Origin of the sequence: Candidatus Darwinibacter acetoxidans, from assembly GCF_041936445.1 — a bacterium.
Taxonomy (GTDB): domain Bacteria; phylum Bacillota; class Limnochordia; order Darwinibacteriales; family Darwinibacteriaceae; genus DTU010.
In genome coordinates this window covers 1-22,042 of the sequence record NZ_JBHGXH010000007.1, presented here as the reverse complement: position 1 = coordinate 22,042, position 22,042 = coordinate 1, and the positions used below count along the sequence as shown (strand labels likewise).

At 59.7% G+C, this 22,042-nt stretch carries 28 protein-coding genes; all 28 read left to right on the top strand.

Annotation, left to right across the window (positions count from 1 at the left end):
• Positions 1-3: 3 nt before the first annotated feature.
• Entirely contained in the window at positions 4-171 is a 168-nt protein-coding gene (locus ACE4YL_RS00215; protein ID WP_461368967.1) for a hypothetical protein, read from the top strand.
• Positions 172-173: 2 nt separating this feature from the next.
• Entirely contained in the window at positions 174-1,454 is a 1,281-nt protein-coding gene (locus tag ACE4YL_RS00210; RefSeq protein WP_461358698.1) for a bifunctional folylpolyglutamate synthase/dihydrofolate synthase, read from the top strand.
• Positions 1,455-1,487: 33 nt separating this feature from the next.
• On the top strand, positions 1,488-1,967 hold the full coding sequence (locus ACE4YL_RS00205; protein WP_461358699.1) for an SPOR domain-containing protein: 480 nt from the start codon (positions 1,488-1,490) through the stop codon (positions 1,965-1,967).
• Between the two features lie 66 nt (positions 1,968-2,033).
• Entirely contained in the window at positions 2,034-2,996 is a 963-nt protein-coding gene (gene spoIID / locus ACE4YL_RS00200) for a stage II sporulation protein D (protein WP_461366911.1), read from the top strand.
• A 15-nt stretch (positions 2,997-3,011) separates the two neighbouring features.
• Positions 3,012-3,206, top strand: a complete 195-nt coding sequence (locus ACE4YL_RS00195; RefSeq protein ID WP_461358701.1) for a hypothetical protein — start codon at positions 3,012-3,014, stop codon at positions 3,204-3,206.
• Between the two features lie 97 nt (positions 3,207-3,303).
• Positions 3,304-3,876: a Maf family protein gene (locus ACE4YL_RS00190; protein WP_461360419.1), complete on the top strand. Its 573-nt coding sequence runs from the start codon at positions 3,304-3,306 to the stop codon at positions 3,874-3,876.
• A gap of 33 nt (positions 3,877-3,909) precedes the next feature.
• Positions 3,910-4,596, top strand: a complete 687-nt coding sequence (radC, locus tag ACE4YL_RS00185) for a RadC family protein (protein ID WP_461358703.1) — start codon at positions 3,910-3,912, stop codon at positions 4,594-4,596.
• 20 nt (positions 4,597-4,616) lie between these two features.
• Positions 4,617-5,642: a rod shape-determining protein gene (locus ACE4YL_RS00180; protein WP_461358704.1), complete on the top strand. Its 1,026-nt coding sequence runs from the start codon at positions 4,617-4,619 to the stop codon at positions 5,640-5,642.
• A gap of 27 nt (positions 5,643-5,669) precedes the next feature.
• On the top strand, positions 5,670-6,512 hold the full coding sequence (mreC, locus tag ACE4YL_RS00175) for a rod shape-determining protein MreC (RefSeq protein ID WP_461360420.1): 843 nt from the start codon (positions 5,670-5,672) through the stop codon (positions 6,510-6,512).
• Position 6,513: 1 nt separating this feature from the next.
• Complete coding sequence (gene mreD, locus ACE4YL_RS00170; protein ID WP_461358706.1) at positions 6,514-7,026, top strand: rod shape-determining protein MreD; 513 nt, start codon at positions 6,514-6,516, stop codon at positions 7,024-7,026.
• Positions 7,027-7,031: 5 nt separating this feature from the next.
• The gene (gene mrdA / locus ACE4YL_RS00165; RefSeq protein WP_461358707.1) at positions 7,032-8,864 is read left to right on the top strand and encodes a penicillin-binding protein 2; all 1,833 of its coding nucleotides are present in this window, start codon (positions 7,032-7,034) and stop codon (positions 8,862-8,864) included.
• A gap of 58 nt (positions 8,865-8,922) precedes the next feature.
• A complete protein-coding gene (gene minC, locus ACE4YL_RS00160; RefSeq protein ID WP_461358708.1) occupies positions 8,923-9,558 on the top strand; it encodes a septum site-determining protein MinC in 636 nt (211 codons plus the stop codon).
• Positions 9,559-9,579: 21 nt separating this feature from the next.
• Entirely contained in the window at positions 9,580-10,380 is an 801-nt protein-coding gene (gene minD / locus ACE4YL_RS00155) for a septum site-determining protein MinD (RefSeq protein ID WP_461358709.1), read from the top strand.
• 14 nt (positions 10,381-10,394) lie between these two features.
• Complete coding sequence (gene minE / locus ACE4YL_RS00150) at positions 10,395-10,721, top strand: cell division topological specificity factor MinE (RefSeq protein WP_461358710.1); 327 nt, start codon at positions 10,395-10,397, stop codon at positions 10,719-10,721.
• A gap of 63 nt (positions 10,722-10,784) precedes the next feature.
• Positions 10,785-11,018, top strand: a complete 234-nt coding sequence (locus ACE4YL_RS00145; RefSeq protein ID WP_461358711.1) for a hypothetical protein — start codon at positions 10,785-10,787, stop codon at positions 11,016-11,018.
• Positions 11,019-11,058: 40 nt separating this feature from the next.
• The gene (locus tag ACE4YL_RS00140; protein ID WP_461360421.1) at positions 11,059-11,910 is read left to right on the top strand and encodes a M50 family metallopeptidase; all 852 of its coding nucleotides are present in this window, start codon (positions 11,059-11,061) and stop codon (positions 11,908-11,910) included.
• A gap of 25 nt (positions 11,911-11,935) precedes the next feature.
• Positions 11,936-13,789 carry a TIGR03960 family B12-binding radical SAM protein gene (locus tag ACE4YL_RS00135; protein ID WP_461360422.1) on the top strand — a complete coding sequence of 618 codons (1,854 nt, stop codon included), beginning with the start codon at positions 11,936-11,938 and terminating at the stop codon, positions 13,787-13,789.
• Positions 13,782-14,480: a TIGR03936 family radical SAM-associated protein gene (locus ACE4YL_RS00130; RefSeq protein ID WP_461358714.1), complete on the top strand. Its 699-nt coding sequence runs from the start codon at positions 13,782-13,784 to the stop codon at positions 14,478-14,480. Before ACE4YL_RS00135 ends, ACE4YL_RS00130 begins: the two co-directional genes overlap by 8 nt.
• Complete coding sequence (locus ACE4YL_RS00125) at positions 14,465-16,114, top strand: Rne/Rng family ribonuclease (RefSeq protein WP_461360423.1); 1,650 nt, start codon at positions 14,465-14,467, stop codon at positions 16,112-16,114. Before ACE4YL_RS00130 ends, ACE4YL_RS00125 begins: the two co-directional genes overlap by 16 nt.
• Positions 16,115-16,250: 136 nt before the next feature.
• The gene (rplU, locus tag ACE4YL_RS00120) at positions 16,251-16,562 is read left to right on the top strand and encodes a 50S ribosomal protein L21 (protein ID WP_461358979.1); all 312 of its coding nucleotides are present in this window, start codon (positions 16,251-16,253) and stop codon (positions 16,560-16,562) included.
• Between the two features lie 3 nt (positions 16,563-16,565).
• Positions 16,566-16,952: a ribosomal-processing cysteine protease Prp gene (locus ACE4YL_RS00115; RefSeq protein ID WP_461365341.1), complete on the top strand. Its 387-nt coding sequence runs from the start codon at positions 16,566-16,568 to the stop codon at positions 16,950-16,952.
• Complete coding sequence (rpmA, locus tag ACE4YL_RS00110; RefSeq protein ID WP_461358986.1) at positions 16,906-17,187, top strand: 50S ribosomal protein L27; 282 nt, start codon at positions 16,906-16,908, stop codon at positions 17,185-17,187. The genes ACE4YL_RS00115 and rpmA overlap by 47 nt, the downstream gene beginning before the upstream one ends.
• A gap of 57 nt (positions 17,188-17,244) precedes the next feature.
• The gene (gene obgE / locus ACE4YL_RS00105) at positions 17,245-18,528 is read left to right on the top strand and encodes a GTPase ObgE (protein ID WP_461360424.1); all 1,284 of its coding nucleotides are present in this window, start codon (positions 17,245-17,247) and stop codon (positions 18,526-18,528) included.
• 11 nt (positions 18,529-18,539) lie between these two features.
• Positions 18,540-18,824, top strand: a complete 285-nt coding sequence (gene yhbY / locus ACE4YL_RS00100) for a ribosome assembly RNA-binding protein YhbY (protein WP_461358987.1) — start codon at positions 18,540-18,542, stop codon at positions 18,822-18,824.
• 13 nt (positions 18,825-18,837) lie between these two features.
• The gene (gene nadD, locus ACE4YL_RS00095) at positions 18,838-19,500 is read left to right on the top strand and encodes a nicotinate-nucleotide adenylyltransferase (RefSeq protein WP_461358982.1); all 663 of its coding nucleotides are present in this window, start codon (positions 18,838-18,840) and stop codon (positions 19,498-19,500) included.
• Between the two features lie 15 nt (positions 19,501-19,515).
• On the top strand, positions 19,516-20,772 hold the full coding sequence (locus ACE4YL_RS00090) for an LCP family protein (protein WP_461358983.1): 1,257 nt from the start codon (positions 19,516-19,518) through the stop codon (positions 20,770-20,772).
• Positions 20,769-21,122 carry a ribosome silencing factor gene (gene rsfS / locus ACE4YL_RS00085; protein ID WP_461358984.1) on the top strand — a complete coding sequence of 118 codons (354 nt, stop codon included), beginning with the start codon at positions 20,769-20,771 and terminating at the stop codon, positions 21,120-21,122. Before ACE4YL_RS00090 ends, rsfS begins: the two co-directional genes overlap by 4 nt.
• Complete coding sequence (locus tag ACE4YL_RS00080) at positions 21,094-21,879, top strand: class I SAM-dependent DNA methyltransferase (RefSeq protein ID WP_461358985.1); 786 nt, start codon at positions 21,094-21,096, stop codon at positions 21,877-21,879. The genes rsfS and ACE4YL_RS00080 overlap by 29 nt, the downstream gene beginning before the upstream one ends.
• Positions 21,880-22,042: the final 163 nt, after the last annotated feature.

Below are 22,042 nucleotides of genomic sequence, written 5' to 3'. Positions count from 1 at the left end.
GAGCTGGAGCAGGCCCGCCGGGAGCTGGGACGGGCAGAAAAGAATTTGCGCAACGAAGGATTTATATCGAAGGCGCCGCCGGAAGTGGTGGAGAAAGAAAGGGAAAAGGCAGAGCTCTACCGGGCACAGGCTGCCCGCCTGGAAGCGCTGCTCCAGGAGCTGGAAGCATAGTCATGGAAACGATCAAGGCACGGGAGCGTTTCGGAAGCCACCTGGGGCTGGAGCGGATCGAACTGGTCTGCGCCGCCCTGGGCCATCCAGAAAAGGAACTGAAGTGCATCCATATCGCAGGTACCAGCGGCAAGGGTTCTGTTTCGGCCTTCTTGGCCTCCGTGCTCCAGCGCAGCGGCCTGAGGGTGGGGCTGTTCACCTCCCCCCACCTGGAGGAGTATGCTGAGCGCTTCCAGATCAACGGTGAACTGATTCCAGCCGAAACCCTAAGAGCGGTGGTGGCTCAAGCTGAGGCGGCCTGCCGCCGGGTTGAGCAGCAGCACCCGGAACTGGGGCCGGTAACCGAGTTTGAGCTGGCCACCGCCGCGGGTTTCCTCTACTTCCACCAAGCTGGGGTGGATCTGGTGGTGCTGGAGACGGGCCTGGGGGGGCGGCTGGATGCCACCAACGTGGTCCATCCCCTGCTCACCGTGATCACCACGGTTCATCTGGATCACCAGGATCGCCTGGGGAACACGGTGGCAGCCATCGCCTGGGAGAAGGGGGGCATTATCAAGCCCGGTGTGCCGGTGATCAGCGGGGCTAAACTCCCCGAAGCCCAGGGGGTCCTGCGGGAGCTGGCCCGGGCCAAAGGTGCACCCTACCTCAGCACCTGGGATCTGGACTGGTCCCCTGGGGGCTGGGATCTGGAAGGGGGCCGTTTGGACTTCCCCGGCCTGGGCGAAGTGCAGATCGGCCTTTTGGGCTACCATCAAGTGGAGAATGCGGCCATCGCCCTTTTAGCCATCAGGGAACTGAGAGAATTGGGTTATAATCTGCCGGATGCCGCCATATATCAGGGAATGAAAGAGGTTTTCTGGCCGGGTAGGCTGGAGGTGGTATCGCGCCAGCCCCTTTTGATCCTGGACGGTGCCCACAACCAGGAAGGCTTAGCGGCCCTGGCCCAGAGCCTCAGGCACCTGCAGGAATGCTGCGGAGTAGGGGCCTTTACCATCGTCTTCGGCATGCTGGGTAACAAGAGCCTGGAGCTTGTGGAGCCGCTACTTCCTGTGGCCAGGCGTTTTGTGTTCACAGCGGCGAAAAACGGCCGGCTGGCGCCCATGGATCCGGAGCGGCTCCAGGAGTATGCCGCCAGCCGCGGCCTGGAGGCGCTGGCTTACCCCGATGCTGACCAAGCCCTGGCCGCGGCCGGAAGCAGCGATCCGGTCTGCGTCTGCGGTTCGCTGTACTTGGTGGGGGAGATTAAGAGGTATTTGCACTCCCGATCTGGAAGTACTGCTTAGCAGGAATTCAGGGCCCAAGGAGGGGGAGTGATCGTGAGCAGGAAAAAGAAAAAGAAGAAGGGTTCCGGTCAGGGAGCCAATTTCCTGATCAGTTTAGTCACCCTCAGCATTATCTTTGTCATGGTGGGTTACCTCATCGGGCACTATGCCGTGAAGGCGCTGCAGCAGCAGCACCGGCAGGTCATGCAGCAGGCTAGGGAAACGACCTCCACCCCTGTCGCCGCGCCGAGCCCTGCCCCTGAGCCCCCTGCCCCACCCACCCCTCCTCCTGCCCAGGAGGAGCCGGCCCCCGGAGGCACCACCGCTTTGTTTAAGGTCCAGGTGGGCGCCTTCTCCGAACGGGCCAACGCGGAGCGGGTAGTGGCCCAGCTGAAGGAGGCTGGCTACGAAGCCATGATCATCACCGGACCTCCCCATCGGGTGCAGACGGGGGCCTTCAGCTCCCAGGAGAACGCGGAACGGCTCGCCCAAGAGCTGCGGCAAAAAGGGTTTGAGGCCATAGTTGTCCGTTAGTTGCGCAGCGAGGCATAAACACCCTCCTCCCCTTCATAGTTATGAAGTGGGTGGGAGGGGATTTTTTTGAGGACAAAACGCAGAAGGCGCAGACGAAGCTCACGAAAACCCTCGTGTCTTCCCCTGCTGCTTTTGTTTGCTGTCGTGGTGGGGGTGCCGGCACTGTTGGTGCGCAGTTGCACGGTTTCTTTTTTTTCTCCCCGGGAAATCCCCCTGGTAGGGCTGTGGGATGCGGAACGCAACAAGCTGATTTCCCTAACCCTGGAGGAATACGTGCAGGGGGTGGTGGCCGCGGAGATGCCCCCCAGTTTTCACCTGGAAGCCCTGAAGGCCCAAGCAGTGGCCGCCAGAACCTACGCTTACAGGCGGATTATCAACGATGTGCGCATCCCGGAGCACCCCGACGCCCACCTTTCCTCCGACTACCGCTCCGGTCAGGCCTGGATCGGGTGGGACGAGTTTTTGGAGCGCTACGGTGCCGCCGGCCGGGCACTCCAGCGCAAGATCAAAACGGCGGTGCGGCAGACCACGGGTATTGTGGCCTACTACGGCGATGAGCCCATTTTGGCCGTGTACCACTCCACCAGCGGGGGCCGTACGGAAAACTCTGAGCACTACTGGAATGAAGCCCTCCCTTACCTGCGCTCCGTGGAGGATCCCTTCAGCAGGAATTCCTCGGTGCACTATTCCACCGCCACCATCTCCCTCGGGAAACTGGCGGAGGTCTTAGAGGTGGACCGGGTAACCAACTTCAAAGTGCTGGAGCGGTACCCTTCCGGCCGGGTAAAGACCGTGGAGGTGGGGGATAAGTGGTTCAGCGGACGGGAGATCAGAGAACGCCTCTCCCTGCGCTCCACCTGGTTTACCGCGGAGATCATCGGAGAGGAGATGGTCTTTTCCGTCTGGGGCTACGGCCACGGTGTGGGTATGAGCCAGTATGGAGCCCAAGGTATGGCCCTGGAGGGGTATAGTTACGAGGAGATTCTCCAATACTACTACCAGGGCATCGAACTACGGGCCGCATACTAGCGAGGGGGCGAGGCTGTGCAGAGGCATCATGCGGAAAAACGCCAGGTGGATCTCCAGGAGCAGCTGGCTTTTCCCTGGGATTGGGCGAAGGAGAGCTACCGCCAGGCCGATGGCTGGGAGCTGAACAAAAACCGCCTGAGCACCGACAAGTACCTCCTGGAGCTGGGGCGGGAATACGGTCCCACCACGATTCCCCACCGCCGGAGGTGAGCTGAAGAGTCCTGATGGGCTCTTTTTTTTGAGAAGGGAATCGGGCGCCAAGGGTGAATATAAAATTGATGCTTGAAAACGATGGAGTGTATGGAGCATGGATCTGATCTTGGCCTCGCAATCACCACGCCGCAGAGCATTGCTGCAGCAGTTCGGCCTCGCCTTTCGCGTGGAAGTGCTTCCCGTTCAAGAAGTGCAGTCCGGCCCGCCCCTGGAAACGGCCAGGATCAACGCGGTGGCTAAAGCCCAGCCGGTCAGTGCCCGCAATCCCCAGGCCCTGGTTTTGGGTGCGGACACCATCGTGGTTTTGGATGGCAGGATTTTAGGTAAGCCCGCCGATGCTCAGGAGGCCGCGGACATGCTCCGGGCCCTCAGCGGCAAGGAACATGAGGTGACCACCGTGGTGGCCCTGCTGCGAAACGGTCAGGAAGCGAAGGTATTCAGCGAAACAACTAAGGTACGGTTTCGCCAGCTCAGCGAGGCTGAAGTCGTGGGTTATGTGGCCACAGGGGAGCCCTTGGATAAGGCAGGCGCCTACGGGATTCAGGGCCTGGGAGGTTTACTTGTACAAAGCATCGAAGGTTGTTATTATAATGTTGTGGGGCTGCCCGTGCCCCGGCTGGTGGAAGAGCTGCGGCCCTTTGGCATCGAGGTCTTTCCCTCCAGGTAGTCCTCTGCCCAGGGAGTGGGGAAAGGAGCTTGAATGGTTACCCCACTGAGAATCAAGGATATCCCCAAGGAAGAGCGGCCGAGGGAGCGATTGAGGCGCCAAGGAGTGGAACGTTTAGCAAATAAAGAACTGCTGGCCATTTTGCTGCGCACCGGCAGCCGCCGGGAATCGGCCTTGGCCCTAGCAGAGAAGCTGCTGGCCCGCTTCGGGTCCCTACCCCATCTGGCCGCGGCCACCTTTGAGGAGCTGGTGGCAGTGCCCGGCATAGGCCCGGCCAAGGCCGCCGATATTTTGGCAGCTTTTGAGCTGGCCAAGCGCCTGGCGGAAGCCCGGATGGAGTTCGAGGGTGTGGTCAACTGCCCCGCCGATGCCGCCCAAATGGTGCTGCAGGAGCTGAGCTGGGCAGACAAAGAGCATTTCATGATCATTATGCTGAATACGAAAAACCGGGTTATCGCCAAAAAGGTTATCTCCATCGGCCACCTGCAGGCCTCCCTCGTCCATCCCAGAGAGATGTTTAAGGAAGCCATCCGACGCAGCAGTGCTGCCATCATCCTGGTCCACAATCATCCCAGCGGCGATTTGACTCCCAGTAAAGAAGATCTTCTGACCACCGAGCGCCTGCGGGAAGCAGGGGCGGTCTTGGGTATCGATGTTTTGGACCATATAATCGTGGGCGACAACCGTTATTTTAGTTTTCGGGAACACGGATTGCTATAGAAGAAGGAAGGGGAAACTTCATGTTCAGGCGCTTTAGTAAGAATATCGGGATAGATCTGGGCACAGCCAACACCTTGGTGTTGGTGGAAGGGAAGGGCATTGTCATCAACGAACCGTCGGTGGTGGCCATCGACCGGGATTCCAACGAGATTTTTGCCGTGGGTAACAAGGCCAAGGAAATGGTGGGCAGAACCCCCGGCAACATTGTGGCCATCCGTCCTTTGAAGGATGGGGTGATCGCCGACTTCGAAGTGACCGAGCGCCTGCTTAGGGACTTTATCAACAAGGCCACCCGCCGTTCCCGGTTTAGACGGCCCCGCGTGGTCATTTCCGTACCTTCCGGTGTGACGGAGGTGGAAAAGCGGGCGGTGATCGACGCGGCACTGTCCGCCGGGGCGAAAGACGCGCGGGTGATCGAGGAACCCATGGCCGCGGCCATCGGGGCGGGTCTGCCCGTCCAGGATCCCACCGGGACCATGATCGTGGATATTGGCGGCGGTACAACGGAGGTAGCCGTGATCTCCCTAGGCGGCATTGTGGCCCACCGCTCCATTAGGGTGGCGGGCGACGAGATGGATGAGGCCATTGTTCAGCATATCCGCCGCAACTACAACCTGCTGATCGGCGAGCGTACCGCAGAGCGCATTAAAATGGAAATTGGTCACGCCACGATCAACGCTCGGGACGAGGAGACCATGGAGGTGCGGGGCCGGGACTTGGTTACCGGTCTGCCCAAGACGGTTGTGGTTTCCTCCACCGAGATCCATGAGGCATTGGAAGAACCTGTCCAGGCCATCGTGGATGCGGTGAAGGTGACCTTGGAGCAGACTCCGCCTGAGCTGGCCGCCGACATCATGGATCGGGGCATTATGCTGGCTGGGGGAGGAGCGCTCCTCAAGGGCCTTGATGAGCTTTTGATCAGGGAGACCGGCATGCCTGTACATATCTGCGAACGCCCCCTGACCGCGGTGGTGGAAGGAGCTGGACAGGCCCTCAAGCACTTCGATGTCCTGCAGCGCATCATGCTGGGGCAGAGGCGCTATTAGCCCCGCTGTGCTGGGAGAGGATCGGCGGTGAAACGCGTGCTGGACATGATTCTGCGCTGGAAGGTTCCCCTTATCATCTTGCTCGTGATCATTATGGTGGGAACGATCCACTACACTTCCACTTCGCGGTTGAAGATCAGCCTCTTTGAGGGCCTCGGTCGCGACCTCCTGGTGCCCTTCCAATGGGTGTTCAGCAGGGCCCAGCGCTTTGTGCTGCATCAGGTGGAGAAGGTCCAGACCCTGCGCACCCTCAAGGAGAGGAACGCCGAGCTGGAGGAGCTGGTCCTCTCTCTCCAGGCGGAGGTTTTGGAACTGCGCAACTATAAACGGGAAAACGAATGGTTGCGGGAAGCCCTAGACTTCAAGAATGAACGGGGACATGACCTGCTGGTAGCGGAAGTGATCGGTCGCTCTCCCAGCAACTGGGAGAGCACTATCATTTTGAACAAGGGCTTTGCCCACGGAGTGGAGCAGGGTATGGCCGTGGTCACCAACGAGGGTGTGGTGGGCACCGTGGTTTCCGTGTCCCGCTTTTCCAGCACCGTGCTTTTGATCATCGATGCCCAAAGCGCAACCGGCGGCCTGGTGCAGTCCACCGGTGATCTGGTGTTGGTGGAAGGGGGACAAGCTGACCGGGAGACGCTCAGCGCCCGGCCCCTCAGCCGCGATACGGTGGTGGAGGTGGGGGATGTGATCGTGACCTCGGGCTTGAGCACCATTTACCCGAAAAACATACCCATAGGCGAAGTGGTGGCTGTGGAACCCCGCCAGCACAACCTGTCCTTCGCCGCGGTTGTGCGCCCCTTTGTGGATTTCAACCGTTTGGAATACGTCCTCATCGTTTTGCCGCAGGACAACGGGGAGAGTTAGCATGAGATATCTCGTCTACGGCTTGGTGCTGCTGCTGACGCTGGTGCTGCAGACGGCCGGCGTTCCGGGCATCGTCTTTTTTGGCTTCAAGCCCCAGCTGCTGCTGCTGGTAAGCCTGCTTGCCGCCATGATCCTGCCGCCCGTTGAAGCGGTGGTGTTTGGGTTCTGCGCCGGCTTGGCCCAGGATCTGGTGGTGGGAAGGTTCATCACTCTGCATGCTGGTGTTTTTGTGCTGGTGGCCTTGGTGGAGGGACTGGTCATCCAGCGTTTTTACGGTGAGAATTTCATCGTGCGTTTCGGTTCTTTGTCTTTGGGCACCGCCTTGGCCCAGGTGCTCTACCTATTGGCGGCTGCGTCCTTCGGCCTTTCCCGCAGCTGGGACCTGGGAACATGGTGGGCTATTTTGGCGGTGAGCTTGTTTAACGGCTTTCTCGGCACGCCGCTTTACAGGCCTTTGGCCAGGCTGAACAGGCGCCTGCTTTACTATGACGAACTGCTGAAAAGAACGGGGTGACGTCAGTGGCGGACAAGGAAAGGGAAAAGCGTCTCGTCGTTCTTTTTCTGATCGCTGTCGTCTGCGCCCTGGTGATTGTGGGCCGCCTGTGGTATCTGATGCTGGCCCGGGGCGAGTACTATGCCCGGCTGGCCGATGGAAACCGCATCAGGCAGCTGCGTCTGCTTCCGGCCCGGGGAGAGATCCGGGACCGCCACGGGCAGGTGCTGGTGCGCAGTAAGTCGGCCTTTACAGTTTCGGTGGTGCCAGGGGGCCTGCCCGAGGACGGCCATCGCGTGCGGGAGCTTCTGGGCAGCATCCTGGGTCTCACCGATGAGGAACTGGTGGAAGCCATTGAAAAGGGCCAGGGCTTTCCCTACGAGCCCGTGCGCATCCAGCGGGATGTGGAACCGGAAACGGTGATCGCCATTGAAGAAAACCGCATCAACCTGCCGGGCATCTTCATAGAGGAGGAGCCGGTGCGGGAGTACCTGCACGGCGGTTTGGCCGCGCATGTCTTGGGTTACCTGGGCGTGATCAGCGCCAGTGAGCTGCAGGCCTACGGCCCCACCTACCGCGGCAGCGATCTTGTGGGAAAAAGCGGGATTGAACGCACCTATGAGGAGCTGCTGCGGGGGGAGATCGGTGCCCTCACCGTGGAGGTCAATGCCCTCAGCCGGCCCATCCGCACCGTGAATGTCCTGGAACCGGTGCCGGGGCACAATATCATCCTCACGTTGGACGCCCGGCTGCAGAAGGTGGCGGAAGAAGCCTTCGCCGAGCATATTCTCACCCTGGAGGATAACCCGGGGACGCAGACCGGGGCTGTCTTGGTCATGAACCCGAAGACCGGCGAGATCCTGGTCATGGCCAGTGTCCCCGGTTACAACCCTGATGTGCTCAACGATCAGTCCAGGCGCAATGAATACTACTCCGCCTTGATTTCCGACCCGCGCCTGCCCCTGTTTAACCGGGCCACCCAAGCCCTGTACGGACCGGGCTCCACTTTTAAACCCATCACAGCCCTGGCCATTTTGGAGGAAGGGATCTTGGGCCCGAAGGACCGCTTCAACGCCACCGGCGTGAGCCAGTACGGGGTGAAGGACTGGGTGATCAATTTGGGCCTGGCCCCCTTCGGGCTCATCGACCTCAACGATGCCTTGGGCATGTCCAGCAATCACTACTTCGCCGATAACGGTACCAAAGTGGGCATTGACCGCCTCTCCACCTGGATGGAGGCCCTGGGTTTTGGACAGCCCACGGGTCTGAAGCTCTATCCCCCAGAGGCCAGCGGGATCGTCCCCAGCAGGGAGTGGAAGCGCAATGCCTTTAGGGATCGCCCCACGTCCGAGCAGAATTGGTATCCCACAGACACCGAGCAGATCTCCATTGGCCAGGGTTTTCACCAGATGACCCTCCTCCAGCTGGCGCAGGCCTATGCCGCCATTGCCAATAGGGGACAGATCTACACACCCCAGATCGTGAAGGAGATTGAGGCCCCCGACGGCACGGTGGTGTTCCGGGCGGAACCGGAGTTGGCCAGGGAGATCGATGTTAAGCCCTCCACCTGGGACGCCCTCTTGGAGGCCCTCCGGGCTCCCATCACCCATCCCCGGGGTACGGCCAGGGGCGTCATGGGGGATTTCCCCATCCCCATTGCGGGCAAAACAGGCACCTGGGAAGTGGCGGGGAGCATTTCCAACGGGCTTTTCGTGGGTTTTGCCCCGGTGGATGATCCGGAGATCTTGGTGGCCGTGATCGTGGAAAAGGGTGGGGGCGGTTCCTCCACGGCTACCCCCATCGCCAGGAAGATCTTCGATGCCTATTTCGGACTAGACGGCGATGGAGATGCAGAATGAGGCAGGAGTACAGCGGATTTTGCAGAAATTAGAAATGGTGAGTTAGGAGTGGACGGTCATGAATACTCAGCTGTGTGCAATCAAGGGCAGCCGTGACGGCCTGGTGGTCACCATCAGCGATGCAGCACGCTTTGCCGAAGTATTAACCGCACTGGAGGAGCAGCTCATTGCCTCCGAGAGTTTTTTCCAAGGAAGCACTGTCAAGCTCCTGGTCCGGCAGGGAACCCTTTCCCCCAGCCAGCTGGACCAAATCGAAAGGATAATAACCCGCTACGGTATGAATCTCGATCGGCAGCCGCCCAGCTGGGGGCTGACGGCCGCCGCGAGGGAAGCGCCTGTTCCAGCCGCCCGCTCCGAGGTGGAGCACAACACCCTGCTGGTTAAGCGCACCATCCGTTCCGGTCAGAGGCTGCACTACGACGGCAACGTGGTGGTGATGGGGGATGTGAACCCCGGGGCCGAGGTGGTCTGCACAGGGGACATCTTGGTCTTGGGTTCGCTGAGGGGCGTGGCCCATGCCGGCGCGGAGGGGAAGACCGATGCCATCGTCTTCGCCTTTCGCTTGGAACCTACTCAGCTGCGCATTGCCCATGTGATTTCCCGGGCACCGGATGAGAAGCTGCCTCAGCCCCAGGGTCCGGAAATCGCCAGGGTTGTGGGAGATCGCATTCAGCTGTCAGTTTACAACCACTAAGGGTTGAGGGAGGAACTGGTATTGGGAAAAGTCATAGTGATCACTAGCGGAAAAGGCGGAGTAGGCAAGACGACAACCACTGCCAACATCGGAACCGGTTTGGCAGCCCTGGGGCAGAAAGTGTGCTTGGTGGATACCGATATCGGCCTGAGGAACCTGGATGTGGTTATGGGCCTGGAGAACAGGATTGTCTACGATCTGCTGCATGTTGTGGAGGGCCAGTGCCGTCTGCGGCAAGCGCTGATCAAGGACAAGCAGTTCGGCGACCGCTTAGTACTCCTGCCTGCGCCCCAGACCCGGGAAAAGGACGCGGTCACACCGGAGCAGATGAAGGAACTCATGAAGGAACTCAGGGAGGAGTATGATTTCGTGCTCCTGGACAGCCCCGCGGGCATTGAGCACGGTTTCAAGAACGCCGTTGCCGGAGCGGATCACGCCATTGTGGTCACGACGCCGGAGATCGCCGCGGTGCGGGACGCCGATCGGATCATCGGCCTTTTGGAGGCGGCTGAGCTCTACGATCCCCAGCTGATCATCAACCGGGTGCGCCCGGGCATGGTGCGCCGGGGAGATATGATGAGCATCGGCGACATCGATGACATCCTTGCCATAGAGATTTTGGGCGTGGTTCCCGATGATCAGGATATCATTGTGTCCACCAACAGGGGCGAACCGGTGGTCACCAATCCCAAGTCCCGTGCGGGCCAGGCCTACCGCAACATCGCCCGCCGCCTGCTTGGTGAAGAAGTCCCCCTGATGAATCTCGAGGAACGGAAGGTCATGCACTGGTTTAAGCGGCTCCTCAGCGGAGAGGCCCAATAGAAGGAGGGAGCGGCATGTTCGAGTTTCTCAGCAAGCTGTTTGGAGGGTTTGAAGGCAGCAAGAACCGTGCCAAGGAACGGCTCCGCCTGGTGCTGGTGCACGATCGGGCCAGTCTCTCTCCGGGTTTGGTGGAGGCCTTGAAAGAGGAGCTGATTGAGGTGATCACCAAGTACATGGAAATCGACGAAGAGGGTCTGGAAGTCAACTTCGACAAAAGCGATGACTCTGTGGCCTTAATTGCCAACATCCCTGTAAAAAGCGTAAAGCGCGGTATGGGCGAGGCGCCGGGGGGCAAAAGGCAGTCCAAGGGTAGGGGGCAGCAAGGGGGCAAGAAGAGGTAGAAATACGGGAGGTATGAACGGGCATCTCCACTAATATACTGACAGATGAGGGGGTGCCTGATCATGGCTGAGCGCTTTGCCCGCCATCTGCTGCTGGCGGCGGTCATCTTCGTGGTAATGGCTGCTTTGGTCTACAGCAACATGGAGTTGGTCCTGCCGGTAACCGAATATGTAAGTTATGTGGTCACAACTGATCTTTCCCTCCAGCCCATTCTCGAGAGGATGAACCTGGCTGAAAAACTGCCCCAGTGGCAGTCCTGGCTGAAAGGGTGGACCGAAGCCACCTCCGGCTGGTGAGGAAATGAGGATAGGCAGCTGTTTTGGGATTCCGCTAAAAGTGAATCCCTTTTTCATTCTCCTTTTGGTCTGGGCCGCCTTCTGGGGCAGGCTGGGGGAGGCGCTGCTCCTTTTGGCCATCGTGCTCTGGCATGAAACCTGCCATGTCCTGGCGGCGGCCGTGTACAAGCTGCCGGTTACAGACATCGAGCTGCTGCCCTTCGGCGGCGTGGCCAGGCTGGAGGCTTTTCTGCAGCTGAATCCCAAGGCGGAATGGATTGTGGCGGCTGCAGGTCCCCTGGGCAATCTGTTTTTGGTGGGTGCAGCCTATGGACTCGCTCCCTACCTGGCGATTGACGCCTACTGGTTCCGCTTCTTTGTCCAGGCCAATGCGGGTATGGCCCTGTTTAACCTGCTACCCTGTCTGCCCCTGGACGGTGGGCGGGTTCTGCGCAGCCTCTTGGTGCGCACCCAGGGTTTTGCCCAAGCCACCCGTGCCGCAGCCCGCCTAGGACAGGCCTGCAGCGTCCTGCTCCTGGGCTGGGGAGTTTACAATGTCCTTTACAAACGGTATAATTTTATATTAGTGCTTTTTGCAGGCGTAATGCTGTTTGCCGCTGCCCGGCAGGAGCTGACCAACGCCAGCTACGTGTTCATGCGCTATCTCACCGCCCGCAGACAGCAGCTGCGCCTGGCTCGGGTATGCGCTGTGAAGCATCTGGCCGCCACCAGCGAGAGCTCCTTGGGGGAAGTACTGCGCAGTTTCCAACCCCCCAGCTACCACTTGATCTGGGTGGTTGATCTGGATGGGAAAGTCGCGGGCTTCCTCGGGGAACTGGAAGTGATCAGCGCCCTGTTCGAGCATGGATTGTCCTGCAAACTAGGCACACTAACTATGCAGAAGTTATCCTGATTTATGCCGCGAAGGGAGTGGTTCTATGGACAGGCGCCTTCTGCCGCTTTTGCCGCTGGTGTCCAAACCAGCCCGTTATACCAACAACGAAGTAAACGCCCAGCACAAAGAGTGGACCCCAGACCGGGTCACCATGGCGCTGGCTTTTCCAGATATATACGACGTGGGCATGGGGCATCTGGGCTTCAAGATTCTCTACTCGATAATTAACGGCCGCCAGGATGCCCTGGCGGAGCGGGTGTATGCACCTTGGGTGGACATGCAGGCCCTCATGGAGGAGCGGGGCATACCCCTCACCGCACTGGAATCGGGCCGGGATCTGGCGGACTTTGATCTGGTGGGTTTCACCCTCCAACACGAGCTCAGCTACACCAACATTTTGAAGATGCTGGATCTAGGCAGGATTCCCAGGCGCGCCGCCCAGCGCGGGGAAGAAGATCCCCTGGTTGTGGCCGGCGGGCCCTGTGCCTTTAACGTGGAGCCTTTGGCCGACTTTTTTGATTTTGTCGTCCTGGGGGAAGGGGAGGAGGTAATCCACGAGATCCTTGATCTGGTGCAGGAGGCGAAGCGCCAGGGCGTCCCCAGGCAGGAGACCCTCAGGCAGCTTGCCCGCCTGCGGGGGGTGTATGTTCCCAGCTTCTACCGGCCCATCTATGCCGATGGGAAATTCCAGGGGATGGAACCTCTTTATCCCGATCTATCCGCGCATATCGAAAAGCGGGTCGCTGAGGACCTGGGCGCGCTGCCTTTCCCCCAGGAGTTTGTGGTACCCTACACCGAAGTCGTACACGACAGGGTGATGGTGGAGATCCTGCGGGGGTGCACCAGGGGCTGCCGTTTCTGCCAGGCGGGGATGATCTACCGCCCGGTGCGGGAGCGGGATCCCCAGCTCCTGCAGGAACAGGTGGCCAAGCTGGTAAGCAGCACAGGCTATGAGGAGATTTCCCTTTCCTCCCTTTCCAGCGGTGATTACACCCAGATCCGTTCCCTGGTTAAGGATCTGATAGCAGCCTACCAGAGCTGCGGCATTTCCGTCTCCCTGCCTTCCCTGCGGCTGGACTCCTTCGCTGTGGAGCTGGCCGAGGAGATCCAAAAGGCTCGCAAGACCGGGCTCACCTTTGCCCCAGAGGCGGGGACGCAGCGTCTGCGGGATGTGATCAACAAAAACGTGTCGGATCAAGACCTGCAGGATGTGGTACAGGCCGCCTTTCAAGCCGGCTGGTACCGCCTTAAGCTCTACTTCATGATCGGTCTGCCCACCGAGACCGCAGAAGACCTGGACGGCATCGCCCAGCTGGCCCGGCAGGTCCTGGCGTGGGGTAGGGAGTACCGCACCGCCCGCAAGAGGCCGGAGGTGACGGTGAGTGTAGCCTCCTTTGTACCCAAACCCCACACGCCCTTCCAGTGGTTTGGCCAGAACCCCCTGGAGGTGCTGGCGGAGAAGCAGGAGTACCTCATGGAGCGCCTGCGCCATCCCGGCATCCAGTTCAGCTTGCACCAGGTGGAGCACAGCTTCCTGGAGGCGGCTTTCTCCAGGGGCGATCGGAGGCTCGGGGCAGTGCTGGAGCGGGCGGTGGACCTGGGCTGCCAGTTCGACAGCTGGGGCGATCAGCTGCGCTTTGAGAGCTGGCTCCAGGCATTCCGGGAGGCGGGCCTTGACCCGGCGGAGTACGCGCAGCGCTTCATCGATCCCCAAGACCCTCTGCCCTGGGATCACCTGAGCCCCGGTGTGGACAAAAAGTTCCTTATCCGGGAATGGGAGCTCGCCCAGCAGGGCCTGCCCACGCCGGACTGCCGCTGGGATCGCTGCAGTCTCTGCGGGGTGTGCTTCAACTTGGCGGTGAAAAACCGGCTGACGGAGGCGAACGGCGGTGAGTAGGACCATACGCTTTCAGTTTACCAAAGGTCCGGAAGTGCGGTTTCTGTCCCACCTTGACCTAGTGCGGGCCATGGATAGGGCGGCCCGCCGGGCAGGTCTGCCCATGGCTTTTTCCGCAGGTTTTTCTCCCCGGCCCCTCATGAGTTACAGCTATCCCCTGGCCGTGGGCGTGCTTTCCGAGGCGGAATACGCCGACTTCCAGCTGGCGGAAGACCTTACGCCCCAGGAGTTCATGGAACGCTACAACAACCACTTGCCCCCAGGTTTCCGGGTGCTGCGGGCTGAGCGCCTGGCGGAGGGAGCTCCGGCGCTGATGAGCGAGATCAATGCTGCCCTTTGGCAGCTGGAGCTGCCTGGAGCCGCGGTAGATGAAGTGAAGCGGCGCTGGCAGGAGCTGAAGGGCATGGATAGCTTTGAGGTGGAGCGGGAGACTAAACGGGGAACTCGCCGGGTCAACCTGCTTCCCTTGATCTTCGGGCTGACTAAGATAGAGGAACGGGATGGGGCCGTGGAAGTCCACTGCCTGGCCGGCCTGGGCCCGGAAGGGAACCTGCGGGTGGAAGAGATGGGACTGCTTCTGGGGTTCAGCCCCGCGGAGGCAGTCATTACCAGGATAGGTCAGTTCAAAAAGGAGGGGAGCCGCTATCAGCCTCCCCTGGGGAATCGAGGGTTCACATGGACAGACAGCTAGTCATCTCCGCGCTGCTCCAACATGTCCAGGTCGGGCTTGTGGAAGACGGGCGGCTGGTGGAGTATTACCTGGAACACGATGTTGAAGACCGGCTGGTGAACAACATCTACAAGGGCCGGGTGGAAAACGTTCTGCCCGGCATGGACGCGGCCTTTGTGGATATCGGCCTGGCGAAAAACGCCTTTTTGTACCTGGCGGATCTCCAAGGCGATCCCAAGGCGCAGGCCCTGCACAAGGGGGATACCCTGCTGGTTCAGGTGGTGAAGGAAGCGGAAGGGGCCAAGGGTCCCAGGGTTACCACGGAAATCACCCTGCCGGGACGGTTCCTGGTGCTCCTCCCCTTTCAAAGCAGCGTGGGCATCTCCCGCCAGATCACTTCGGAAGAGGAACGCTCCAGGCTGAAGGAACTGGCGGAAGCCCTGCAGCCCGAGGGGATGGGCCTGATTGTGCGCACCATGGCCCAAGGGGCCGAAGAAGCGGAGCTGCGGGAAGATCTGGAGGGCCTGTTGGCGGAATGGTCCCGTATCCAGAAGAGGTTCCGGCGCAAAGGAAGCGGGCCCCTGCTGTACCGGGATCATGATCTGGTCTACCGGATTTTGCGCGACCTATACAGCCCTCCCCACACCAGGATCATCGTGGACAATCGGGCCCTGAAGCGCCGGGTGGAGGAGGAGCTGCGGGAAATGGGCCTGGATGCCGGTGGGGTGGAGCTTTACCGGGGCAAGCTGGACGTTTTCACGTACCTAGGTCTGGATAAAGACCTGGACAGGGCCCGCACTCCCCGGGTGTGGCTGGACTGCGGAGGCTACCTGGTGATCAACCAGACCGAGGCCCTGCTTACCATCGATGTGAATACGGGGAAATTCGTGGGCGGGGCTGATCTGCAGGACACGGTGCTCAAGACCAATCTGGAGGCCGCGGAGGAGATCGCCCACCAGCTGCGCCTGCGCAATGTGGGCGGTATTGTGATCATTGACTTTGTGCACATGCCCCGGGAGGCTGACCGGGAGGCGGTGCTTCAGAGGCTCGCGGAAAGCCTGGGCGCAGACAAAACCCGCACCAGACTGTGCGGCTTTACCAGGCTGGGCTTGGTGGAGCTGACCCGCAAAAAGGCCAAGCGGCCTTTGGCGGAGATGCTGGAGGTGGAATGCCCCCACTGCCGCGGCACCGGGAGGGTGGATTCCGATGAGACCACCGCCCTGCGCATCGCCCGGCAGGTCCAGGCCCGGGCTGCGGAAGCAGAAGTGGAGGCGGTGTTGGTGCGCTGCCATTCGGCGGTCGCGGCCCACCTCATCGGTCCCGGCGCCGCTCATCTGGAGCTTTTAGAAAAGCAAACCGGTAAGCAGGTCTTTGTGCGGGGTGATGACGAACTGCCCAAGGACGAGTTCGAGCTGATCAGTGGTGCGGCGGAAGCCCTGCGCAAGCAGGCTCTACCTGTTGCAGTGGGGGATAGTCTGACCGTGCAGATTCTCGAACCCCACGCCAAAAACCCCGGCAGCGGCCTGGCCCGCCTCCATGGCTATGCCCTGGAGTGTTTGGACTGTGCCTCTTTAGTGGGCCAGCTGGTGCAGGTGGAAATTGTGGCGGTTTACCGCACCAGTGCAGTGGCCCGCCTGGTGGAAAACCGGAATTGACAGGGACGGACCTTGGTGTTAGAATTGGTCATGTAGATGCGCCGGTCATTGGGATCGGGCGTCGAAACCGCTCAGAAAAGGTTCTAAATCCTGCAAAGGTACCTTTATGGCGAGTCTGGAGAAGGAGGTGCACTAGATGTACGCCGTCATCGAAACAGGTGGTAAGCAGTACCGCGTGTCCGCAGGGGATACCATCTTCGTGGAGAAGCTGGCTGTGAACGAAGGTGATGAGGTCATCTTCGATCGCGTTCTGCTGGTGAACAAGGATGGTCAAATCCAGGTGGGCAAGCCCTATATCGAGGGTGCGCAGGTGGTGGCTAAGGCTGTGAAGCAGGGCAAAGCGAAGAAGATCACCGTCTTCAAGTACAAGCCTAAGAAGAACTACAAGAAGAAGCAAGGCCATCGCCAGCCTTACACCAAACTGGTTATCGAATCCATCTCCGCTTAAGCCATGATCACTGTGGAGTTTTTCAGGTCAAAGCGGGGCTGCTTTGGCTTCAAGGCCCGGGGACACGCCAGGTTTGCTGACCCCGGAAAGGACATCGTCTGTGCAGCCGTCAGCGCCTTGACCCAAACGGCGGTGCTGGGCCTTACCGAAGTTGTGGACCTCCAGTGCCGGATCCAGCGGGAGGATCGGGCAGGACTCTTAGACTGCCTGCTCCCCGATGGGCTTGCCGACGAGCAGTGGAAGCAGGCTCAGTTGATCTTCGAAGTGCTCTATGCCGGGCTTAAAGCAATGGAAAAGGAATACAAGCGATTCATACGTGTGAAGGAGGTGCCATACCGTGAGAATGAATCTTCAGCTTTTCGCCACCAAAAAAGGCGGTGGAAGCACTAAGAACGGCCGAGATTCGGCAGCGAAGCGCCTGGGCGTGAAAAGCCATGACGGGCAGTTTGTAACGGCGGGTAGTATCATCGTCAGGCAGCGGGGAACTCGGGTCAAACCCGGTCTCAACGTTGGTCTCGGGAAGGATGATACTCTGTATGCCAAGGTGGATGGCTACGTTTCCTTCGAACGCAGAGGAAAAAGAGGAACAGCGGTTAGCGTTGTAACTGACGCCGTACTCGCGTAAGCGAAATCCCTTTTGTGCTTCGGTGCAAAGGGGATTTTTTTCGGAGGGGGACAGGTTATGTTTATCGATCGAGCCCGCATCTATCTCAAGGCCGGGGACGGCGGCGATGGCGTCGTCCGTTTTCGGCGCGAGAAATATGTGCCGGCTGGGGGCCCGGCCGGTGGCGATGGCGGGCGGGGTGGCAGCATCTACTTTGTCGTGGATGAAGGCATGTCCACCCTGATGGATTTCCGCTACCGCCGCAAATTCGTGGCCCCTTCCGGCGAGCCAGGGAAGTCCAAGAATATGGCGGGGAAAGACGGTGAGGATCTGGAGATCCGGGTGCCCCCGGGCACCATCGTGAAAGATGATCAAACAGGGGAAGTCCTGCTGGATCTCACCGCCCCTGGAGCCCGTGTCTTGGTGCTGCCTGGGGGCCGCGGCGGCCGGGGCAACGCCCGCTTTGCCACCCCCACCAGGCGCGCGCCTTCCTTTGCTGAGCGGGGCGAGCCCGGGCCGGAGCTCTGGGTCCAGTTGGAACTGAAGCTTTTGGCTGATGTGGGCTTGGTTGGCTACCCCAATGTGGGTAAATCAACGCTGCTGGCGGCAGTCTCTGCAGCCCGTCCCAAGATCGCCAACTATCCCTTTACTACCTTACGGCCTAACCTGGGCGTGGTGGCGCTGGATGAGGGGCATTCCTTTGTGCTTGCGGATATTCCCGGCTTGATTGAAGGGGCCCACACGGGCGTGGGTTTGGGCACGGAGTTTTTGCGGCACGTGGAACGAACCCGCCTCCTTCTGCACATCGTTGACGCTTCGGGGCTTGAGGGCCGGGATCCGGTGGAAGATTATCATAAAATCAACGCCGAGCTGCGCCTGTACAGCCCGGAGCTGGCGGAGCGCCCCCAGATCCTGGTGGCCAACAAGGTGGATCTTCCCCAGGCCCAGGGCAATCTGCCGCGCCTTGAGGAGCTGGCAGCAAGCCAAGGGCTGGAGTTTTTTGTGATCTCCGCCGCCACAGGTCAGGGCACTGGGCCTCTGATGCGCCGGGCCGGACAGCTCCTGCTGGAATTGAAGAAGGCGGAGCCCCTGCCCGAGCAGGTTCAGGAGCTGGTACTGCCGAAAAAGGTGCCGGCTCCCCTGGAGGAGTTCACCGTTACCCAGGTGGATGGGGAGTTTGTCGTGGAAGGGGAGGGCCTGGAGCGGCTCATGCGCCGCCTGGACTTGAACAACCGGGAAGCTGTCCGCTATCTGCAGACAGTGTTTGAAAAAATTGGCTTGAACAAAACCCTGGACGAAATGGGTGTGCCGGCAGGTGCAACCGTCAGGGTTGGAGAATTAGAGTTTGAATACATGGAATGAGGGTTTCTATGCTGACCAGCAAACAACGGGCTTACTTGCGCAGTTTGGGCAATGAACTTGAGCCGGTCTTTCAGATCGGCAAAGGCGGGCTCTCTGAAGAGATCCTGAACCAGCTGGACGCTGTCCTGGAAGCGAGGGAGCTGATCAAGGTTAGGGTCCTCAAGAGCTGTCTGGATGATCCGGGTGCTTTGGCCGATGAAATAGCCGCGGAGCTCGGCTGTGATGTGGTGCAGAAGATCGGCCGGATCTTCCTGCTCTACCGCCCGGCTGAAGAGCCCCGAATTCAACTGCCCTGAAGGAGTCTAGAGAATGACCAACAGGATCATGCGTCTGGGGATCATGGGCGGCACCTTTGACCCGGTGCACTACGGCCATTTGGTGACCGCGGAAGGGGCGAGGTATACCTTTGGGTTGGACCAGGTGCTGTTTGTGCCCGCAGGTAAGCCGCCCCATAAGCAGAACGCTCAGGTCTCCGACCCCGAGCACCGCTACATGATGACCGTCCTGGCCACCTTGACCAATCCCTACTTCGAGGTTTCGCGGCTGGAGATCGACCGCGGTGGGGTCAGTTATACAGTAGATACACTGCGCACTCTCCGGGAGCAGTACGGCCCCGAGGCGGAGTTGTTTTTTATTACGGGAGCCGACGCCATTTTAGATATTACCACCTGGAAAGATAGTGACCAGTGCCTGGCCCTGGCCCATTTTGTGGCCGCCACCCGCCCCGGCTTTTCCCTGGACCACCTTCCCGAGTCCACCCGGCAGTGGCTGGCCCGCTATAAAGATCGCTTTCATATTCTGCGTGTTCCTGCCATGGCCATCTCGTCCACGGAGATCAGGGAGCGGGTTAGGGAAGGCTGTTCCATCCGCTACCTGGTGCCGGAGCCCGTGGAGCACTACATCCGCAGACAGGGCCTTTATCTAGAGCACGTACCCCAAAGCGGGACAAGTGGTGCGAATAGTTGTAGATGAGGGAGGGGGGATAGGATGCTCACAGAAGAAGAAGTCCGCAGGCGCCGGGCAGAACTGGAGGAACGCCGCGCCTGGAGACGGCGCTACCGCCGCAGGCAGATTATCTTTTATACCTTGTTTTTTGCAGTTGGCATAATCCTTATGCTCTTCACAGCCCGCTACACCTATTACCGCCAGGCTATCGCCACCCAGGGGGATGGGGCGGAGGACGGGCGGCTCTTGGTGCTGTTTTTGGGCACCGACGATGTTCTGGAGGCCAGTACCAGGGCGGATACGATTATGCTCCTGTCTGTGGACACCGATTCAGGCGACGTGGGAGTTCTGTCCATCCCCAGGGATACCCGGGTTTGGTCGCCTTCCCGGCAGAGCTGGGACCGGATCAATGCACTCTATGCCCATGGTGGGACGAAGTTGGTGCTGGAGGCTGTTTCCCAGTTGGTGGGAGTGCCCGTCCGCTACTACGTACACACAGACTTCCGGGGCTTTCAGGAGCTGGTGGATATCCTGGGTGGCGTGGAACTCACAGTACCCAAGCGCATGTACTATGTGGACAAAGCCCAGGGTTTGGAGATCGATCTGCAGCCGGGCCGGCAGGTCCTGGATGGAGCCAAGGCCCTGCAGTTTGTGCGCTACCGGGACAGCCTAGGCGATGTTTCGCTGGTTGATCCCTTTGGCGATCAATATGGGGGCAGGGTGGAGCGGCAGCGCCAGTTTGTGCAGGCTCTGGCGGATAAGGTGCTCAGTTCCACAGGCCTGATTAAGCTTCCCCAGCTGGTTACCCAGGTGTTTAAGATCGTGGATACCAACCTGCCATGGGAGACAGTTTTGTCTCTGGCCGTTTCCGCAGGTAAGTTCTCTGCAGACCGCCTTGATACCGCGGTGCTCCCCGGGAACAGCCAGGTGATCAACGGCGCCTGGTACTGGATTGTCAACGAGCAGAAGGCAGCCCAGGTGGTTGATACTGTGGTGAAGGGCAGACCTGAGCCCCTGCAGCTCGTTGTGCTCAACGGCAGCGGTCGGGCCGGTATTGCCGGGCAGGTGAGCGAACTACTGCGGCAGTATGGCTACACAGTGGTTTCCACAGGCAATGCGGATCACTTTAACCATCCAACAACTCTGGTTATGACTGCTCCCAGAAACGCCCAGCGGGTTAAACCCCTGGCAGAGTTCTTGGGCGCTTCCATCCAGGAGGTGGAGGGGGCAGGTTCGGAAGTAACGGTGATTATCGGTAAAGACTTTACTCTGACGGGGGAGAGGAGTGTGGGAATTTGACCAAAACCAGCGCCGTGACAATAGCCAAGGTGGCTGCTCGCGCTGCAGACAGCAAGAAGGCCGATAATGTACAGGTGCTGAAAATGCCTGAAGTGATGGTGGAGGCGGAGTACTTCGTCATTTGCAGCGCCTCTACCCACGTTCAGCTGCGGGTGATCGTGGATGAGGTGATCGCTGCTCTGCAGCAGGAAGGAGTGGAGCTGCTGCGCCAGGAGGGGGGCCCCGGCAACAGCTGGATTCTCCTGGATTACGGCGCGGTGATTGTCCACGTTTTCCTGGAAGAAGATCGCCACTACTACGCCCTGGAAAGGCTGTGGGCTGATGCCCAGCCTGTGGCTTGGCATGCGTGAAGCCTACTCTGTGCTGGCCAGGTTCTATGATCTGTGTATGGAAGCGGATTACGACCAGTGGGTGAGTTACCTTCTGGATCTCTGCCGCGATCATCACCATGTGCCCGGGTCCATCGTGGATTTGGGGTGCGGCACCGGTAATCTGACCATACCCTTGGCCGAGCAGGGCTACCGGCTGACCGGCGTTGACCGATCGTGGGCGATGATTGCCGAGGCGAAGCGCAAGGCTTCAGTATTGGGTCTGGAGATACCCTTTTACGTGGCTGATCTGCGGGAGGTGCGCTTGAGCGGTGTCACTTTCGATACCGCCATCAGTGCCTGTGATGTTCTGAATTACCTTCCCACGGAAGAGGATCTGGCCCAGGCCTTTGCCACGGTTTTTCAGCTGCTCGCCTCCGGAGGAATGTGGCTCTTTGACCTCAACCCCGAGTGGAGGTTGAGGGAAGTATACGGAGATCAGTCCTACGCCGATCTCCAGGAAGATTTTGCTTTCTTTTGGGACAACAGCTTCGACGCCACCGCCGGCGTCTGCACCATGGACCTCACCTTCTTTGTGCAGGTCCCCGATGGAAGCTACAAAAGGATCACAGAACGCCACCGGCAGAGGGTCTGGCTGCCTGAGCAGATGGAAAGACTCTGCGCCGATCACGGGTTTAGACTGCTTGGCGCCTATGACTTTTTAACCAGCGATCCCCTCAGTCCCGAGGGGGAGCGCTGGCAGTTTGTGGCGCAGAAACAGGTGGCAAGCGGCAAGTAGCAGATGGAGGATACAAAAAGAGGGGGCTGTTGCAGAATGAACGTTGATTAGTTCATCCTGCACGGCCCTTTTTTGTCTAATAACGAGAATACGGGCTCGCGAAGGAGCCCGTACCCTGGTATAATTTAGTTATGCAAACAAAACTATACACCAAAGATTATAC

Coding starts and splice junctions, on each gene's coding strand:
- ACE4YL_RS00210 (WP_461358698.1), top strand. CDS start 174: ATGGAAACGATCAAGGCACGGGAGCGTTTCGGAAGCCACCTGGGGCTG.
- ACE4YL_RS00190 (WP_461360419.1), top strand. CDS start 3,304: ATGGATCTGATCTTGGCCTCGCAATCACCACGCCGCAGAGCATTGCTG.
- radC (WP_461358703.1), top strand. CDS start 3,910: ATGGTTACCCCACTGAGAATCAAGGATATCCCCAAGGAAGAGCGGCCG.
- ACE4YL_RS00180 (WP_461358704.1), top strand. CDS start 4,617: ATGTTCAGGCGCTTTAGTAAGAATATCGGGATAGATCTGGGCACAGCC.
- mreD (WP_461358706.1), top strand. CDS start 6,514: ATGAGATATCTCGTCTACGGCTTGGTGCTGCTGCTGACGCTGGTGCTG.
- minC (WP_461358708.1), top strand. CDS start 8,923: ATGAATACTCAGCTGTGTGCAATCAAGGGCAGCCGTGACGGCCTGGTG.
- minE (WP_461358710.1), top strand. CDS start 10,395: ATGTTCGAGTTTCTCAGCAAGCTGTTTGGAGGGTTTGAAGGCAGCAAG.
- ACE4YL_RS00145 (WP_461358711.1), top strand. CDS start 10,785: ATGGCTGAGCGCTTTGCCCGCCATCTGCTGCTGGCGGCGGTCATCTTC.
- ACE4YL_RS00135 (WP_461360422.1), top strand. CDS start 11,936: ATGGACAGGCGCCTTCTGCCGCTTTTGCCGCTGGTGTCCAAACCAGCC.
- ACE4YL_RS00125 (WP_461360423.1), top strand. CDS start 14,465: ATGGACAGACAGCTAGTCATCTCCGCGCTGCTCCAACATGTCCAGGTC.
- rplU (WP_461358979.1), top strand. CDS start 16,251: ATGTACGCCGTCATCGAAACAGGTGGTAAGCAGTACCGCGTGTCCGCA.
- ACE4YL_RS00115 (WP_461365341.1), top strand. CDS start 16,566: ATGATCACTGTGGAGTTTTTCAGGTCAAAGCGGGGCTGCTTTGGCTTC.
- rpmA (WP_461358986.1), top strand. CDS start 16,906: ATGAATCTTCAGCTTTTCGCCACCAAAAAAGGCGGTGGAAGCACTAAG.
- obgE (WP_461360424.1), top strand. CDS start 17,245: ATGTTTATCGATCGAGCCCGCATCTATCTCAAGGCCGGGGACGGCGGC.
- nadD (WP_461358982.1), top strand. CDS start 18,838: ATGACCAACAGGATCATGCGTCTGGGGATCATGGGCGGCACCTTTGAC.
- ACE4YL_RS00090 (WP_461358983.1), top strand. CDS start 19,516: ATGCTCACAGAAGAAGAAGTCCGCAGGCGCCGGGCAGAACTGGAGGAA.
- ACE4YL_RS00080 (WP_461358985.1), top strand. CDS start 21,094: ATGCCCAGCCTGTGGCTTGGCATGCGTGAAGCCTACTCTGTGCTGGCC.